This window comes from Dietzia sp. WMMA184 (genome assembly GCF_002441635.1).
Classification (GTDB): Bacteria; Actinomycetota; Actinomycetes; order Mycobacteriales; family Mycobacteriaceae; genus Dietzia; species Dietzia kunjamensis.
The window spans coordinates 661,043-676,138 of the sequence record NZ_NXEI01000001.1 but is presented as its reverse complement, the minus strand read 5'-3'; the positions used below and the strand labels follow the sequence as shown (position 1 = coordinate 676,138).

Here is a 15,096-nt window from a genome sequence, read left to right as displayed (position 1 = left end):
GGGGACCCCGACGCGTCCCTGATCGATCAGATGGGCGGGATCCGCGGGCTGGTGTACTCGTCGATCCCGATTCTCACGTTCGTCCCCCTCAACGGGATCTGGGGGCTGACCGTCGCGATCTGGGGTGCGCTGGGCGTCGCCGTGGCGATGCTGGCGTGGTCACTGGGGCGTCGAGAGAACCCGCAGCCCGCGATCTCGGGTTTCATCGGTGTCGCCATCTGCGTCTTCATCGCCTGGCGGACCGGGGACGCCAAGGGTTACTTCCTCTACGGGATCATCACCCAGGCCGTGTACGGCGCGGCGTTCGCGATCTCCGCGCTCGTCCGCTGGCCTCTGGTCGGAGTGATCTGGGGATTCCTCGACGGCAGGGGGATGGCCTGGCGCCGGATTCCGGCGGCCCGGCGGTGGTATACGGTCGCGACGTCGTTCTGGGCCGGACTGTTCGCCATCCGAGCCGTCCTGCAATACGCGCTGTACCTCAATGACGAGGTCACCTGGCTCGGTGCCGCGCGCATCGGCATGGGATGGCCGTTGGCACTCGTGGCCTTCCTGGGAACCGTCTGGGCGGTCCGACGGGCCTCGACGCACGAGAAGGAGATGCTGCACGAGGCTGACTCGGACACCGGGGCCCCGGCGTCACCCGAGGACGAGACCGGCGGCGCCTGACACTCCGCTCCGCGGGACGGGACAGCCCCGGCGACCGGATGGTCGCCGGGGCTGTCCCGTTGCTTCGCGAGCGATGGACGACGTCGACGGGAGGTCAGACCGCCGCGGTCGCCGCGCGGGAGAAGTCGCTCGGCCCGGTAATCGCCCGGTAGGCGTAGACCGAGGCGAGTGTGGTGACCGGAATCGCCACGAACAGGCCGACGAGCAGTGCCAGCGCGCCCACCACGAGGATGAGGACGTTGAGGAGGGCGAGTGCGAAGAGGTTGCCGGCGTCCGACTTGATCGCGTTGAAGCTCGAGACGATCGCGTCGGTGGCGGTCATGTTGCGGTCGACGACGAAGTACTGCGTCCAGTACAGGAAGAACGCCACGACGAACGCGCCGATGATGAAGCCGATGAGCCCGACGAACGTCGCGATCCCGACGAGGATCGCCGCGACGACGAACCAGCCGAAGTTGTGCAGTTTGAAGAAGTCGCCGATAGCGGGCCTGTGTCCGTCCACCTCGAGCAGGGCGCCGCGCAGGATGAACGCCTGGAACAGCAGTCCGACGACGAAGGAGATGATCTGGGCCAGGAACACCACCGCGAGAGACTCGGAGTTCGCGAGCTGCCCCGCGATACTGCCGACCACCACGCTCGCCAGGGTGATGAGAACCCAGGGCAGCGGGTTGTTCTTGAACAGCTGCCAGCCGGCACTGACCGCGTCGGTCGCGGACACCTTGCCCGTCATGACCGGGCCGCCGCCCGGACCGCTCTGCCCGTACGCACCGCCGTAGGCGGGATCGCCGAAGGACTGGTGGCCATAATTCTGCTGGCCGTAGCCCTGCTGCCCGTAACCCTGCTGTCCGTATCCCTGGCCGGGGTAGGGCTCGTGACCTTGACCCTGACCGGGGTAGGGCTCCTGACCGTAACCCTGCCCCGTGTAGGGTTCCTGACCCTGCGTCGGGCCGTAATTCTGGTTCCCGTGGCCCTGTTCCCCGTAACCCCGGCCCCAGTTCGGCTCGCCCGGGCCGGAGTTGGACGGATCGTTCGGGAAGCCGTCCCCTGACGGGGTACCTCCGGTAGTCATGACGTCTCCAGATCGCTATGTGCGCCGCGAAGGATTTCCCCGGCTCTACATACGAACCTAGTGCCGGGGAGTGCTTTGCGGGAGGGGCAACTCGCCGCGCGCCCGCAACCGGAAGAGACGACAGGGCCCCGCTGACGCGCGGTCAGCGGGGCCCGTGTTCACCGGGGGAGGGTGAGGATCAGATGTTTGCGTCGATCTCGACGGCCTGTGCGACGCCGGCGACGGTGCCGGCGATCTTCACCGCCTCCCAGGCCTGCTCCTTGGTGATGCCCTCCTTGCGGATGACGGCATCGTGAGCGGCAGTACAGTTCTCGCAGCCGTTGATCGTGGAGACGGCCATCGACCACAGCTCGAAGTCGGCCTTCTCCACGCCCGGGTTGGCGATGATGTTCATCCGCAGGCCCATGCGGACCTGGGTGTAGTCATCGCCCAGGAACTCCTTGGCGCGGTAGGCCACGTTGTTCATCCCCATGATCGAGGCGGCGCCGAGGGCGGCGTTGAACGCCTCGTCCGACAGGTGCTGGCGGGCCTCGTCCGCGATCTCTGACAGGACGGTCGCCGACTTGGTCGCAGCGGCGGTGGCGAGGAACGTCCCCCAGAGCTGCTGCTGGTTCAGCTCGGTGGATCGCGCGAGCGAACCCAGGTTCAGCTTGAGATCCTTGGCGAACTCGGGGAGTCCGGACTTCAGATTCTCAATGCTCACTTGATGCCCTCCTGCAGCATGTCCATCTTGTTGATGTTCTTCGTCGGGTCGTTCTTCTGCCAGTTGCAGGCGCAGACCTCGGACGACTGGAGGGCGTCGAGGACGCGGAGAACCTCGTCCACGTTGCGGCCGACAGCGTCCGGGGTGACCGAGACGAACTGGATGACGTTGTCCGGGTCGACGATGAAGGTGGCACGATCGGCGACACCGTCGGCGTTCTCCACGCCGAGAGCGCGGATGAGCTCGTGCTTGATGTCCGACAGCAGCGGGAACGGCACGGTCTTGAGCTCATCGTTGGTCGCACGCCAGTTGAAGTGCGCGAACTCGTTGTCGATGGAGCCGCCGAGGATCTGCGTGTCGCGGTCCTGGAAGTCCTCGTCGAGCTTGCCGAACGCGGCGATCTCCGTGGGGCAGACGAAGGTGAAGTCCTTCGGGTAGAAGAAGATCACGCGCCACTTGCCCTCGTAGGACTGGTTGGTGACGGTCTCGAAGTAGTCCTCCGGCTGCTGGGCGTTGACCGCCTGCAGGTCACCGCCCTTGAGCGCGGTGAGTTCGAAGTCGGGGAACTGGTCGCCGATGGTGAGAATAGCCATGTGATCCTCCTGAGGATGTGCCTGTGTCGGACGGACGACCCCGACTATGCCCCACTTCCTATGAGAGGTAAAGCCAATGAGAGGTAGATCACTCATAGGATTGTGCAAATAATCATCGACTTCTGGTTATCACCGGGCATAGACTCATCGACATGGCCGATCATCGGTTCGTTCCGAGTCTCATGCAGCTCCGGGTGTTCCTCGCGGTGGCGGAGCGACTGCACTTTCGTAGCGCCGCGGAGGACCTCGGCATGAGCCAGCCCTCGCTGTCCCAGGCCCTGGCGACGCTGGAGGACGGGCTCGGTCTCCACCTGGTCGAGCGCAGCACCCGCTCCGTCCTCGTCACCCCCGCGGGGCACCGGCTCCTGCCGTACGCCCGGGCCGCGGTCACCGCGATGGACGCGGTGGCGGACGCGGCGGCGGGAAGCGACGGCCCGTTGTTCGGCTCGCTGCGCATCGGGGTCATCCCGACGGTGGCTCCCTACCTCTTGCCCGGGCTGCTGCCCGCACTGGGGGAGCGGTTCCCGGACCTGCGACCGAGGGTCGTCGAGGATCAGACGGCCAGGCTCCTGGACGGACTCCGGAGCGGCGTGATCGACCTGGCGATCATGGCCGTCCCCACGGACGCTGTGGGGGTGGCCGCCACGCCACTGTACAGCGAGCCCTTCGCGCTCCTCGTGCCCGCGGATCACGAACTCGCAGGCAGAGAGGGGTTGCCATTGGAGATTCTCGTCGACCAACCGCTGCTGATGCTCGACGAGGGGCACTGTCTGCGCGAACAGACGGTGGAACTGTGCCGCCGGGTGTCCGCCCCCGTGTTGGGCAGGGGGGAGTCCCGAGCCGCATCGCTGACCACCGCGGTTCGGTGTGTGGCGGGTGGTCTGGGAGTGACGCTCGTCCCCGAGTCCGCGGTCGGTCCCGAGACCCGGGATCCGGGGATCGCGGTCGCGAGGTTCGCTGATCCCGTCCCGGGCCGCACGATCGGATTGGTACTGCGCAGCGCCACCGCGGGAGCGGAAGCCTATGGCGAGTTCGGCAGAGTCGTCGCCGAGGTGGCCGTAGACCAGTTCGACGCGACCCCGGTGTGACGAGTCCTCAGCTCACGTCCTCAGGTCACTAGATCGCCCACGGGGGACGCCAGTTCCTCCACCGTGTCGACGGCGGCGAGGAATCTCGACCTGAGGCCCTGCGTGCGCTCCGTCCACTTCTTCTGGAACGCGACGAACTCGGCCCGACCCTCGCTGGTCTCCACCCGGATCGGTTGGAGCCCCCAGGAGGACAGATCATAGGGAGAGGACCGCATGTCCACCTCCCGCGCGTCGAATGCCGCCGCGAGGGAGTCCAGGAGGAGTTCCCCCGGTGCTCCTGCCTCCATCGTCGCGGTGTGGGCGTAGATGTCCATTCCGGCGTGGAGACAGGCAGGCTGCTCCAGTCGGAGTTGGTCGTCCCGGGTCAGCGGATCCTGGTTGCGGGGGACGGCGGCATCGGTGAAGAAGCGGAAAGCGTCGAAGTGCGTGCACCGCAGGCGGGAACCTCGGACGACCTCGTCGATCCGCTCGTGTGGGAGCCGCAGGGGCACCCGGCCGTGCCGGACGTCCCCCTGCCCGGTCTTGTACAGCATCGCCCATTCGTGCAGACCGAAGCATCCGGTGGCGCCCCGGCGGGACGCGGTGGACGCGATCACGTCACGTGCCCGTGCGATCCTGCCGCCGGCGCGTTCCCACACCGAGGGCGCGTCGACCACGAGCCCCTCCCGGCCGGCCACACCCTCCCGGCGGTAGTGGCGCCAGTCCTGACGTTCGGTCAGATGGGCGTTCTCCAGTAGGACACCCGGGCCCGGGTGCCACCGTCGGACGGTGGCGACGCTGGTCCGGTAGTACGTGAAGAGGAAGTCGACGACCGGGTGTTGCTCGCCCCTGCGACGTCGCTCCAGGTGGTCGGTGGTGAGACGGTCGACCCTGTCGTGGTGTCGCTGTTCGCGAACGCGCCACAGCTCTTCGGGAACGACGACCGGGGCACCGACTCGATGACGGTTCCGTCGCCGCGCCGAGGTCACGAGCGTTTCTTCCGTTTGGGGCGGTGAACCCGGGACTGCGTCGGACGTCGGGGTTGCGAGGGGCGGCGGGACCGCTCCGACGGTGCGGGTGCCCTGCGGGTACGTGGCAGGACGATCTCCGGGCCGAACAGCGCGTCGATGACCCGCTCCGCGTCGGACCGGGAGGTGTCGACGATCTCGACCGTCATGCCGGCCGAACGTGCCTGGTCGGCGACCTTGGCGACCTCGAAGGGACGGAGAACCGCGGCGACGACGCCGGCCCGGGCGTCGCCTCGACCGGTTCTCCCGGAGCGGTGGACGAGGTCGTCCATCGAGTGCGGTGGGCCCACGTGCACCACGTGTCCGATGCTGTCGATGTCGAGGCCCCGCCCCGCCAGGTCGGTGCTCACCAGGACCCTCACCGCGCCCGATGCCAGATCGGCGAACGCGGCCGCCCGGCGGGTGGGGGAGGCGGACCCCGCGACCCCGGCAGCGGTGACACCGGTGTCGGCGATTGCCGAACGCAGGGGCTCCACGGCGTCCCGTCTGGGGACGAAGAACAGGCCGCGGGTGCACCGTGCCGCCAGGCGGACCACCAGACGGTCCGGGTCCGGGGTCGAGAGCACCACCAGTCGACGAGGTGCCCCGGCCGCCTCGGAGTCGCCGCGGGTGGGGGCCGACGACGGGAGCGGTGAGTGCTCCACGCGGTGCACCCGGAGTCCCGGGCGTGTGCGTTCCAGAATCGACTCGATGTCGTCGTCGGCCGTGGCGGTGGTCGCCACGAGGCCCGCGCCGACGCAGTCGGCGAGAAGGGCCTCTGTCTGCTCGGCGAAGGACGGACCCAGCAGTTGATCGGCTTCGTCGAGCACCACCAGGTCCACACCGTCCAGGGACAGGGCCGAGGCGCGCACCAGGTCGGCGAGACGCCCGGGGGTCCCGACGGCCACGTCGACCGGAGCTATGAGCGCGCGCCGGTCCCGTTTGAGGGGTTGTCCCCCGACGAACGAGGCGATCTTCAGCCCGGCGCCCGCGCCCACCGCGGCGAGGACCTCGGCGTTCTGCTCGGCCAGTTCGCGAGTGGGGGCGACGACCAGGGCGCGGGGCCGGCCGGTCAGGCTCGGCGACCCGGCGAGGCGGTGGGCCACCGCGATGGCGAACACCAACGTCTTGCCCGATCCGGTGGGGGCGACGGCCAGGAGGTTCGCGCCCCCGACGGCATCCGCGAGGGCGGCGGCCTGGATCGGGGTGGGCGTCCCCGGAACCAGACCCGACACGGCGTGCCGGATCGGGACCGCGACTCCCAACTCCTCGAGCAGGCGGCCCAGTTCCCCGGGCCGCGGGCCGGTCAGGCCCGCACCTCTGAACGGTCGCCGCTCCAGAGGGTGTGGTAGCTCCCCTCTCGATCGGTGCGCTGGTAGGTGTGCGCGCCGAAGAAGTCACGCTGGCCCTGGATGAGCGCGGCCGGCAGGCGTTCGGTCCGGAGGCCGTCGTAGTAGGCCAGGGCGGCGGAGAACCCGGGTGCGGGGATCCCTGCGGTCACCGCGGTCGTCACGACCCGGCGCCAACTGTCCACGCAGTCGGACAGGGCCTCGGCGAAGTACGGCGCGGCGAGGAGTGAGGGGAGATCGCCGTTCTCGGCGTACGCCTCGCGGATGCGGTCGAGGAACGTGGCGCGGATGATGCAACCCCCGCGCCAGATGGTGGCGAGGTCACCGCGCGCCACTTCCCAGCCGTGCTCGGCGTTGGCAGCGGTGATCTGATCGAACCCCTGGGCGTAGGCGATGACCTTGGACGCGTAGAGCGCCTTGCGCACGTCCTCCACGAAATCGGGGCCGATCCCGGCGGGAGTGGATACGGAGCCCGCGGGCAGGGCCCGACCGGCTTCGCGCTGCGGAACCGAGCTCGAGAGGGCTCGCGCGAACACCGCCTCGGCGATACCGGTGACGGGGACGCCCAGGTCGAGAGCGGACTTGACGGTCCAGCGACCGGTGCCCTTCTGCCCGGCCCGATCCACGATCACGTCCACCAGGGCGGCGCCGGTCTCGGCGTCCACCTGGGCGAGGACCTCGGCGGTGATCTCGATGAGGTAGGAGTCGAGTTCGCCTGTGTTCCATTCGCGGAATGTATCGGCCATGGCGGCCGGCTCGATCCCGGCCACGCCCCGGAGGAGATGGTAGGCCTCGCCGATGAGCTGCATGTCCGAGTATTCGATGCCGTTGTGGACCATCTTGACGAAGTGACCCGAGCCGTCCTCGCCGACATGGGTACAGCAGGCGATCCCGTCGACCTTCGCCGAGATGTCCTCGAGCATCGGCCCGACGACCTCATAGCTGGAGGCCGGGCCGCCCGGCATGATGGACGGTCCCTCCAGGGCCCCTTCCTCGCCGCCGGAGATCCCGGCACCGATGAACCGGATTCCGCGCGCGGCCATGGCCTTCTCGCGCCGGATGGTGTCCGTGTACAGGGAGTTGCCACCATCGATGATGATGTCGCCCTCGTCGAAGGCATCGGCGAGCGCGTCGATCACTGCATCGGTCGGTGCGCCGGCCTGGACCATGACCAGTGCCCGACGGGGGGAACGCAGCGCTGCCGCGAACTCCTCGATCGTCTCGGTGCGGACGAAGTCCCCGTCATCGCCGTGCGCGCCGAGCAGTGCGTCGGTCTTCCCCGCGGAGCGGTTGTGGACGGCGACCGTGTACCCGTGCCGGGCGAAGTTGCGGGCGATGTTCGAGCCCATGACGGCGAGACCGGTCACACCGATATCGGCGGTTCCGGCAGTGTCGGAGGTGGGCGTCGCGCCTTCGCGTTCAGTACTCATGGTGTTCAGAGTAGTCGACGCCCTCCGGCCGGTCGGACCTGCGGTGATGGGTACCGACACTCACCGCGTGGCTGAACACCACCTGTGTTCTTGCTGACAGATCAGACGTGCACTGAGTGCACCGTTTGGCCGAACCGGGCGAAATCCCTTGGTTACGGACGGGTGTCTGTTGTAACACTTAATACCGGCCGGATGACCTGGGCCACTGCGGATCGGGGGGTCGGATCGCGGTGCCGGGACGTACTTCGTAGGGACGGACCGGCCGTGTAGAGGAACCGACTAGGGGGAAGACCAGACATGACCGGCTCAACGCTGCCCACGCAGTTGATGGGGACACGCACCGTGTTCGACGACACGGTCGAGGCGCTCGGCGGCTTTCGCGCGGGCTATCCCAAGTTCTACTCGATCGCTGATCTGTGCACGCAGTCGCGACGTCGGTGGGTGCCGCTTGAGCAGGCGGTCGACAGCGGGCGGGTGGAACTCATGTTCCGCAACCACTTCGCGGAGTCCGGCGATATCCGTTTCTCGACCTATCTCGTGGCGGAGGCATTCACCCACGGCGTCCTCGGCAGGGCCGTGGCCAGTTTCGTCACCATCGGCAGGGTGTGGGACACCGGCGCCGAGAACATGGCCGTGCGAACCGACATCGAGGGCGGCCTGGACTGGGCGGGCGTCCGCGACACCACCCTGAGGGTGCTGCCCGACGACCCCGTCGCGGGTTCGCCCGGCACCGTGATCCTGCCCTGCGAGCAGGCATTGGCGCAGTGGCTCGCCTGCCGGTCGCGCGCGACACTGACGACGGTGTTCGAGGGGCTGTCGGCGGTGAGCAACTGCAGTGTGGAGACGCTGTGGTCGATGGCGGGCGAGTGCGTCCTCGGCGCCGCGACGATCGTCCCCACGTTCGCGGAGACCAGTCAGGAGACCGGCTACCGTCGCGGGCAGATGGTCCTGCAGGCTCTCCACGACTCGGGCCTGGCGGTCCGGCGACGGAGCCGGCTCCCACGCACCCCCGGTGCCGGGCCGATCCCCGTGCGGGACCGCGGTTGGCGATCGGTCCGCTGAGCGTCGTAGGCGCGCTGCGCGTCGAGGGAGTCGCGACGGGCGCCCGTCCCCGCGGGTAACGTTCCGTCCCGGACGCCCGGGCACGCCGGGCCGGGGAAAGAGGTCGGATGTCCGAGGCGGCTCGTAGCGAATTCATCGACATGATCCGTTCCCATTCCGGGACCGGGTTCGGCGGCGGGATCGGGATGGAATACACCGAGGTGACGCCCGACAAGGTGGTCGTCACGGTGACGGTGGGGCCGCATCTCCACCAGCCCTACGGGATCGTCCATGGCGGTGTGTACTGCGCGATCGCGGAGGAGGTCGCGAGTATCGCCGGCGCGGTGTGGCTCGGTGGCGAGGGCAAGGTGGTCGGTGTCAACAACTCCACCGACTTCCTGCGCGCCGTCACGGAGGGCACCCTCACGGCGACGGGCACGCCCGTCCACCGCGGCCGCTCACAGCAACTCTGGCGGGTCGAGATCGAGGACGACCGGGGGCGCACCGCAGCGGTCGGGCAGGTACGGCTCGCGAATCTCCAGTAAGCGGGCAGGGAAGCGTCTGAGACCGGGAGAACTCCCTGGCAGAGAGAAAGACGCGCCCGGCGGGTGGATCCCGCCGGGCGCGTCGCCGTCTCGCCCCGGTCAGTCGGTCGTGGCCGAGGCGGACGCCGACTGCTGCGCCTCGACGCGGGACCGCTCGGCCGACTGGAATGCGGCCGCCTCGTCCGCAGCCACCCGCTCGATGGCCTGGCGCGCGTAGACCCACTGCTTGGTGGAGGTCAGCTGCGACCGGTGGTCGCCGCCCATGTGCATGCCCCACGAGAACATGGTGGTGATCCGGTTCTTGAAGCCGATCAGGTAGGCGAGGTGGACCACCAGCCACATGACCCAGGCGATGAAGCCCGAGATCTCGATCGGTCCCATCTTCACGACTGCGCTGTAGCGCGACACCGTGGCCATGGACCCCTTGTCGAAGTACTTGAACGGCTTCCGCTCGGCTGGGGTCCGGCCCTTCTCCACCTCGGCCATGATCTGCTTGGCCGCATATTTGCCGCCCTGGATGGCGACCTGCGCGACACCGGGCAATCCGTCGAGGCTCATCATGTCGCCCACGACGAAGATCTCCGGGTGACCGGGCAGTGAGAGGTCCTTGTTGACCAGCACGCGCCCGGCACGGTCGATCTCCGCATCCGTCTGGTCGGCGAGTTGCTTGCCGAGCGGGCTGGCCTTGACGCCCGCGGACCAGATCTTGCACGAGGCGTCGATCCGGCGGACCGAATCGTCCGGGTCCTTGACCTCGATGCCCTGGTAGTCGACGTTGGTGACCATGGCGTTGAGCTGGATCTCGACGCCCATCTTCTCCAGCCGAGCGCGGGCCGCGTTGCCGAGGTTGTTTCCGAACGGGGGCAACACGGCCGGGGCGGCGTCGAGGAGGATCACGCGTGCGGAGGCCGGATCAATGCGGCGGAAGCTGTCCTTCAGGGTGTGCTGGGCGAGCTCGGCGACCTGACCCGCCATCTCGACCCCGGTCGGGCCGGCCCCGACGATGATGAAGGTCAGCAGCCGGCGGCGCTCCTCCTCGTCGTCGATGACCTCGGCCTGCTCGAAGCAGCCGAGGATGCGGCTGCGCAACTCGAGCGCATCGTCGACGGTCTTCATCCCCGGCGCCCACCGCTCGAAGTGGTCGTTCCCGAAGTAGGACTGGTTGGCCCCCGCGGCGACGACCAGGCTGTCGTACTCGAGATCGAAGTCGATGTGTCCTGCCGAGGCGTGGATCCTCTTCCCGGCCACGTCGATCGTGTCGACATCACCCAGGACCACGGTGGCGTTCTTCTGATCCCTCAGGATGAGTCGCGTCGGCGGGGCGATCTCGCCCACGGAGAGGATGCCGGTGGCCACCTGGTACAGCAGGGGCTGGAACAGGTGGTGGCCGGTCCTGGCCACCAGGGTCACGTCGACGTCCGCTTTGGCGAGCTGCTGCGCGGCGAACAGACCGCCGAAGCCGGAGCCGACGATGACGACGCGGTGCCGGCGGCCGGCCGGTGCGGTGGCTGTGACCTGGTCGGTTGCGGGCTCGGTCATGGCGTCTCCTGATGAGGCTGGTGGGTTGAGGGGCTCGGTGGCCTCGTCGGTCTGGGGCCCGCGCGGGATGACGCCGGGCACGGGTCCCCAGGATAGTGCTCCGCCTGACCCCGTGCACAGGTAGCCGCACCGCACGCGGGTGGGTGGCCCCCCGCCGCGCCTGACCGGGCGGACGCGCAGGCGACGGTACCGTCCACTTGACGAGAGCCCCGGAGGGAGGGACAGGGTGGTCAGAGTCGAACCGCAGACCGTCGACCTCGAACGCTGGCCCGCGCTCGCGCCACCGTCCGGACCGGGGGGACAGCCCTCGGCGCTCGTCGCCCAGGCGCTCCGGCGGTCGGCGCGCGAGCTCGGGGTGCGGATCGACTACCCCGATTCGTCGGCGGCCGGAGAGTACGACGCCCCGGTGCGCGTGGTACTGCGCGAACCCGATCACTTCTGGGCCCGGCTGGCGGACGCTGGCGTGGTGGGGCTCGGCGAGTCGTTCATGGCGGGCGACTGGGCCACTCCGGACCTGTGTGCCGCCATTGCGGTGCTGGCCCCGTGGATCGCCTCGAACGCCGACTGCGCGCACCCTGGTGAACGCGCGTACGGCCGGGAGGGTCGCGGCCCCGCCGGTGGCGGTCGTCGGCGTGGCGGGCCGGTCGCCGTGGAACTGGAGGATTCGGTCCCCGGCGCGCTGACCTCGCTGTACACGGACGAGACGATGTCGACCGCGGGTGCAGTGTTCGCTTCCGGAGCGCGCACCCGTGCCCGGTTGGACGACGGGACCGAGGTGGTACGCCTCGAAGCGCCGGCGGCTCCGCCGCACCGCACCGACCTCGGCGACGCCCAACGCCGGGCCGCGGACACCCTGTTGACGCTGGCCGGGATCGGGGAGGGGACCCGTGCCCTGGTCGCCACACCGGGGTGGGGCGAACTGCCCATGAGGGCTGCCGAGCGCGGGGCGCACGTCCGAACCATGACATCGTCGACGGAGAGACTGGCGACGCTCGGGTCGAGGTTCACCGCGGCAGGTCTCGACGAGGAGATCTCGCTGTTCCTCGGAGCGCCGTCGGAAGTCGCGGGCGCGGTCGACTCCGTCGTCGCGGTGGACCCCGGCATCACCGCCGGATCCGCCGGGCACGCCGAGGTCCTCGCCGTGGCCGCCCGGCTTCTCGGCCCGGGGGGCCGTCTCGCCCTCCAGACGACGGTCTCACCGGGTCGGCCCACCCCGGCGGTCGTGGAGCTGGCCGCGTGGGAGTCCCGTTACGTGTCCGAGGCGGGGCCCCCGGTGGGGTGGTCGGAACTCGTCGAGATGGTCGACCGGGCGCCCTGTCTGACGCTCCGGGGGCGGGTGGAGATCACCGCTCATCATGCGGAGACCGTGCGCCTGTGGTCGGAGACGTTCGCGCAGCGCGGACGCGATGCCGCCGCGCTGGGGTTCGACGCCGTCTACCGACGGATGTGGTCGTTCCACCTGGCGGCCTTGGAGACCGGGCTCCGCAGTGGATGGGTCGAGTCGGTTCAGCTGCTCGCGACGGCCGGTGAGGCGGTCCGGCGGCGCGCGGACGGGCGCACGACATAGGGTTTGCCCCATGGGCAACATCCTCACCCCGATCGCCGTGTGGTTCGGCCGACAGGACGCCACCCGGGAGAACTCTCACCTTGTCGTGACGGTGGACCGGTGGCTCGACCGGGTCACCCGCGGGCGGGTGCCGCTTCTCCGGGTCGCGGGGCTGCCCACTCTGACCCTGCACGTCCCTGGTCGCAAGAGCGGCGCACCACGCAGCACGCCGCTGTTGTGCGCGTCGTGGGGGAACGGGCTGGTCGTCGTCGGGTCGAACTGGGGTGGGCAGAAGACCCCGGCCTGGGTCCATAATCTCCGGGCCGCCGCCGAGGGCGAGGTCGAGATCTCGGTCTACGGCGCGAGGCTGGTCGTGGACGTCCGTGAATTGACCGGTGACCAGCGGGACTCGGCATGGTCGGCGGCGGCCCGTGTCTGGCCGAACTACGAGATCTACGCTCGGCGCACCAGCCGCGAACTACCCGTCTTCCACCTCACCCCCCGTCTGTAGCCGCGGGGGCGGCCCCGGGTGGGGCCGGGGTCTGTAGTCACGTCCGCGCCGGGCGGCCCGGGTCATCCGCGACGGGCGACCATGTTCATCGCGGTGGCGGTGAGGATCGGATCCCCGTCCTGGTTGACCAGCGTGACATCGGTGGTGAGCACGCCGCGGTCCGGCTTGGTCCTGGACGGTCGGACCTCGGTGGTCTCGCAGAGCAGGGTCAGACGGTCGCCCGGCCGCAGCGGGCGCACCCACCTCAGTTCGTCGATGCCGGGGGAGGCCAGGCTCGCCACGCTGGTCAGGTAGTTGTCCGCGAACAGGCGCATCATCAGTGCGGCGGTCTGCCACCCGCTGGCGATGAGTCCGCCGAACGGGCCGGCGGCGGCCGCCTCGGGATCGGTGTGGATGCTCTGCGGGTCGTACCGACGCGCGAACTCCATGATCTCGTCGGCGTCGACCGACTCCTCACCGAACCGGTACCTCGCGCCCTCGGTGTAGTCCTCGAGGTACCTGTCGTCGATCGGGGCGGTGAACTCGTCGTACGTCTCGTCCTGCATCGTCTCTCCCACGTCGGTGTGTACGCTTTTTAGTTAATCACCACTCACCGACTGGAGGACGGAGATGGCGTACTTCGATCGTCTCGGGCCGGGCAGATTCCGCCCGACCGAGCACGTGGGCGGAGCCTGGGACGAGTCAACGCAGCACATCGGGCCCGCACTCGGTCTGCTCGTCCACGCCGTCGAGCTCGACCTCGCCGCTCGTCGCGACGATCCCATGGTGGTGTCCCGCCTGTCCTACGAACTGCTCGGTGTGGTGCCGATGGACATCATGGACATCCGGGTGGAGGTCGTCCGACCGGGGCGCACCATCGAGTTGGTCGAGGCCACCTGTGGGCACGGCGAGCGCACCGGCATCCGACTGCGGGCGTGGCTGCAGCAGCCCCGCGATACCGAGGCGATCGAGGGCGCCGGATTCGACCCGATCCCGCCGCCGGAGCGGATGGAGCCGTGGGACCCCACCACGATCTGGCGCGGGGGGTACCTCGCCTCGGTCGAGGTCCGGCGGATCAGCGACGGCCCCGGCCGGTCGCGGTACTGGGTCCGCACCGGCGTCCCACTCCTGACCGGCGAGGATGTCAGCGCACTGGCGCGGATGGCCGCGCTGTTCGATATCGCCAACGGGATGGCGGTCCGGGCCGATCCGACGTCGGTGCACTATCCGAACATCGACCTCACCGCGCACCTCACCCGCCCGCCGGCAGGCGAGTGGCTGGGGTTCGACACCCGTGTGACCTTCGGGCCCGGCGGACTGGGGCTGACGTCGAGCGTGATCCACGATGAGGCCGGACCGTTGGGGACCGTCGCCCAGTCGCTCACAGTCCGACCGTGAGCTGTCGGAGATAGCACCGCATGCCGGAGCCGGTGTCGGGGTCGCGGTCGGAGAACCCGTGCCGTTCGTAGAACCGACGGGCACCGGCGTCGTCGGTGTCCACGTTGATGAGTATCTCCTCGCTGCCGCGGGACCGCACCTCGTCGACGGCGCGGGCCAGCAGCGCGGTCCCCACCCCGTTCCCGCGGAGGTCATGACGGACGTAGAGTTCCTCGAGCTGTGCCAGCGGACCGTCCCACAGGGGGGTGGGGCGCAGGGTGAGGAACGCGAACCCGATGTCCGCCGTGTTCTCGCCGCCGATATCCGAGCCGACTCGAGCGAGGACCGCCAGGACGTCGTCCCGGCGCAGCAGGTACTCGAATCGGGCGGCGGCGGTGGGGCCGTCCGGGGTCTCCGCGCCGAATTCGGTGTTGAAGTCGAACAGCAGGCGCCCCAGTGACTCCGCGTCCGCGGGCGTGGCCATGCGGATCTTCGCCGGTTCGGCAGGACGCGCCGGGGCCTGCGCAGTGTCCTCTACAGATGGTGCGGCCGTGTCGAGTAACTGGCGCAGGCGGTCGAGATCCTCGGCCACGGCGGCGGCGTCCCGTTCGACGTCGTCCTCGTCGTCGCCGCCGTCGGTTCTGCGCAGGGTGAACACCACCTCGCTCCCGTGC

General features: G+C 69.4%; 16 protein-coding genes. 7 read left to right on the top strand and 9 right to left on the bottom strand.

The annotated features are described in order from the left end of the window. Positions 1-30 precede the first annotated feature (30 nt). Complete coding sequence (locus CK206_RS03135; RefSeq protein WP_240341332.1) at positions 31-666, top strand: DUF3159 domain-containing protein; 636 nt, start codon at positions 31-33, stop codon at positions 664-666. A 94-nt stretch (positions 667-760) separates the two neighbouring features. On the opposite strand, the gene CK206_RS03130 is transcribed toward CK206_RS03135, so the two are convergent. The 3 genes from CK206_RS03130 to CK206_RS03120 all read right to left on the bottom strand — a co-directional run bounded on the left by CK206_RS03130 (position 761) and on the right by CK206_RS03120 (position 3,031). Beyond that, positions 761-1,735 carry a hypothetical protein gene (locus CK206_RS03130; protein ID WP_096905518.1) on the bottom strand — a complete coding sequence of 325 codons (975 nt, stop codon included), beginning with the start codon at positions 1,733-1,735 and terminating at the stop codon, positions 761-763. A 178-nt stretch (positions 1,736-1,913) separates the two neighbouring features. Then, positions 1,914-2,438 carry a carboxymuconolactone decarboxylase family protein gene (locus CK206_RS03125; protein WP_067717410.1) on the bottom strand — a complete coding sequence of 175 codons (525 nt, stop codon included), beginning with the start codon at positions 2,436-2,438 and terminating at the stop codon, positions 1,914-1,916. Further along, complete coding sequence (locus CK206_RS03120; RefSeq protein ID WP_067717408.1) at positions 2,435-3,031, bottom strand: peroxiredoxin; 597 nt, start codon at positions 3,029-3,031, stop codon at positions 2,435-2,437. The genes CK206_RS03125 and CK206_RS03120 overlap by 4 nt, the downstream gene beginning before the upstream one ends. Before the next feature lie 152 nt (positions 3,032-3,183). Between CK206_RS03120 and CK206_RS03115 the strand changes: the two genes are divergently transcribed. After that, entirely contained in the window at positions 3,184-4,119 is a 936-nt protein-coding gene (locus CK206_RS03115; protein ID WP_096905517.1) for a hydrogen peroxide-inducible genes activator, read from the top strand. 20 nt (positions 4,120-4,139) lie between these two features. On the opposite strand, the gene CK206_RS03110 is transcribed toward CK206_RS03115, so the two are convergent. Genes CK206_RS03110 through gndA form a run of 3 tightly spaced genes read right to left on the bottom strand, consistent with a single transcriptional unit; the run spans position 4,140 to position 7,884 of the window. After that, positions 4,140-5,087: a hypothetical protein gene (locus CK206_RS03110; RefSeq protein WP_254050463.1), complete on the bottom strand. Its 948-nt coding sequence runs from the start codon at positions 5,085-5,087 to the stop codon at positions 4,140-4,142. Then, entirely contained in the window at positions 5,084-6,370 is a 1,287-nt protein-coding gene (locus CK206_RS03105; RefSeq protein ID WP_240341283.1) for a DEAD/DEAH box helicase, read from the bottom strand. The genes CK206_RS03110 and CK206_RS03105 overlap by 4 nt, the downstream gene beginning before the upstream one ends. A 41-nt stretch (positions 6,371-6,411) precedes the next feature. Beyond that, entirely contained in the window at positions 6,412-7,884 is a 1,473-nt protein-coding gene (gene gndA, locus CK206_RS03100; RefSeq protein WP_067717399.1) for an NADP-dependent phosphogluconate dehydrogenase, read from the bottom strand. 297 nt (positions 7,885-8,181) lie between these two features. On the opposite strand from gndA, the gene CK206_RS03095 reads away from it, so the two are divergent. Together CK206_RS03095 and CK206_RS03090 are read left to right on the top strand one after the other, a co-directional pair. Further along, a complete protein-coding gene (locus CK206_RS03095; RefSeq protein ID WP_096905515.1) occupies positions 8,182-8,946 on the top strand; it encodes a hypothetical protein in 765 nt (254 codons plus the stop codon). 107 nt (positions 8,947-9,053) lie between these two features. Next, on the top strand, positions 9,054-9,470 hold the full coding sequence (locus tag CK206_RS03090) for a PaaI family thioesterase (protein ID WP_096905514.1): 417 nt from the start codon (positions 9,054-9,056) through the stop codon (positions 9,468-9,470). 99 nt (positions 9,471-9,569) lie between these two features. On the opposite strand, the gene CK206_RS03085 is transcribed toward CK206_RS03090, so the two are convergent. Next, entirely contained in the window at positions 9,570-11,009 is a 1,440-nt protein-coding gene (locus CK206_RS03085) for an NAD(P)/FAD-dependent oxidoreductase (protein WP_096905513.1), read from the bottom strand. A 226-nt stretch (positions 11,010-11,235) separates the two neighbouring features. On the opposite strand from CK206_RS03085, the gene CK206_RS03080 reads away from it, so the two are divergent. Together CK206_RS03080 and CK206_RS03075 are read left to right on the top strand one after the other, a co-directional pair. Continuing rightward, complete coding sequence (locus tag CK206_RS03080) at positions 11,236-12,576, top strand: class I SAM-dependent methyltransferase (protein WP_069388888.1); 1,341 nt, start codon at positions 11,236-11,238, stop codon at positions 12,574-12,576. A gap of 10 nt (positions 12,577-12,586) precedes the next feature. Beyond that, the gene (locus CK206_RS03075; RefSeq protein WP_069388887.1) at positions 12,587-13,066 is read left to right on the top strand and encodes a nitroreductase family deazaflavin-dependent oxidoreductase; all 480 of its coding nucleotides are present in this window, start codon (positions 12,587-12,589) and stop codon (positions 13,064-13,066) included. 62 nt (positions 13,067-13,128) lie between these two features. Here CK206_RS03075 and CK206_RS03070 read toward each other — a convergent pair whose 3' ends face one another. Then, entirely contained in the window at positions 13,129-13,611 is a 483-nt protein-coding gene (locus CK206_RS03070; RefSeq protein ID WP_067717382.1) for a MaoC family dehydratase, read from the bottom strand. Between the two features lie 64 nt (positions 13,612-13,675). Here CK206_RS03070 and CK206_RS03065 point away from each other — a divergent pair, with 64 nt between their 5' ends. Continuing rightward, positions 13,676-14,443 (top strand): thioesterase family protein, encoded by a 768-nt coding sequence (locus tag CK206_RS03065; RefSeq protein WP_096905512.1) that lies wholly within the window; start codon positions 13,676-13,678, stop codon positions 14,441-14,443. Here CK206_RS03065 and CK206_RS20235 read toward each other — a convergent pair. Continuing rightward, a complete protein-coding gene (locus CK206_RS20235; protein ID WP_241742343.1) occupies positions 14,427-14,906 on the bottom strand; it encodes an N-acetyltransferase in 480 nt (159 codons plus the stop codon). The genes CK206_RS03065 and CK206_RS20235 overlap by 17 nt on opposite strands. Positions 14,907-15,096 lie beyond the last annotated feature (190 nt).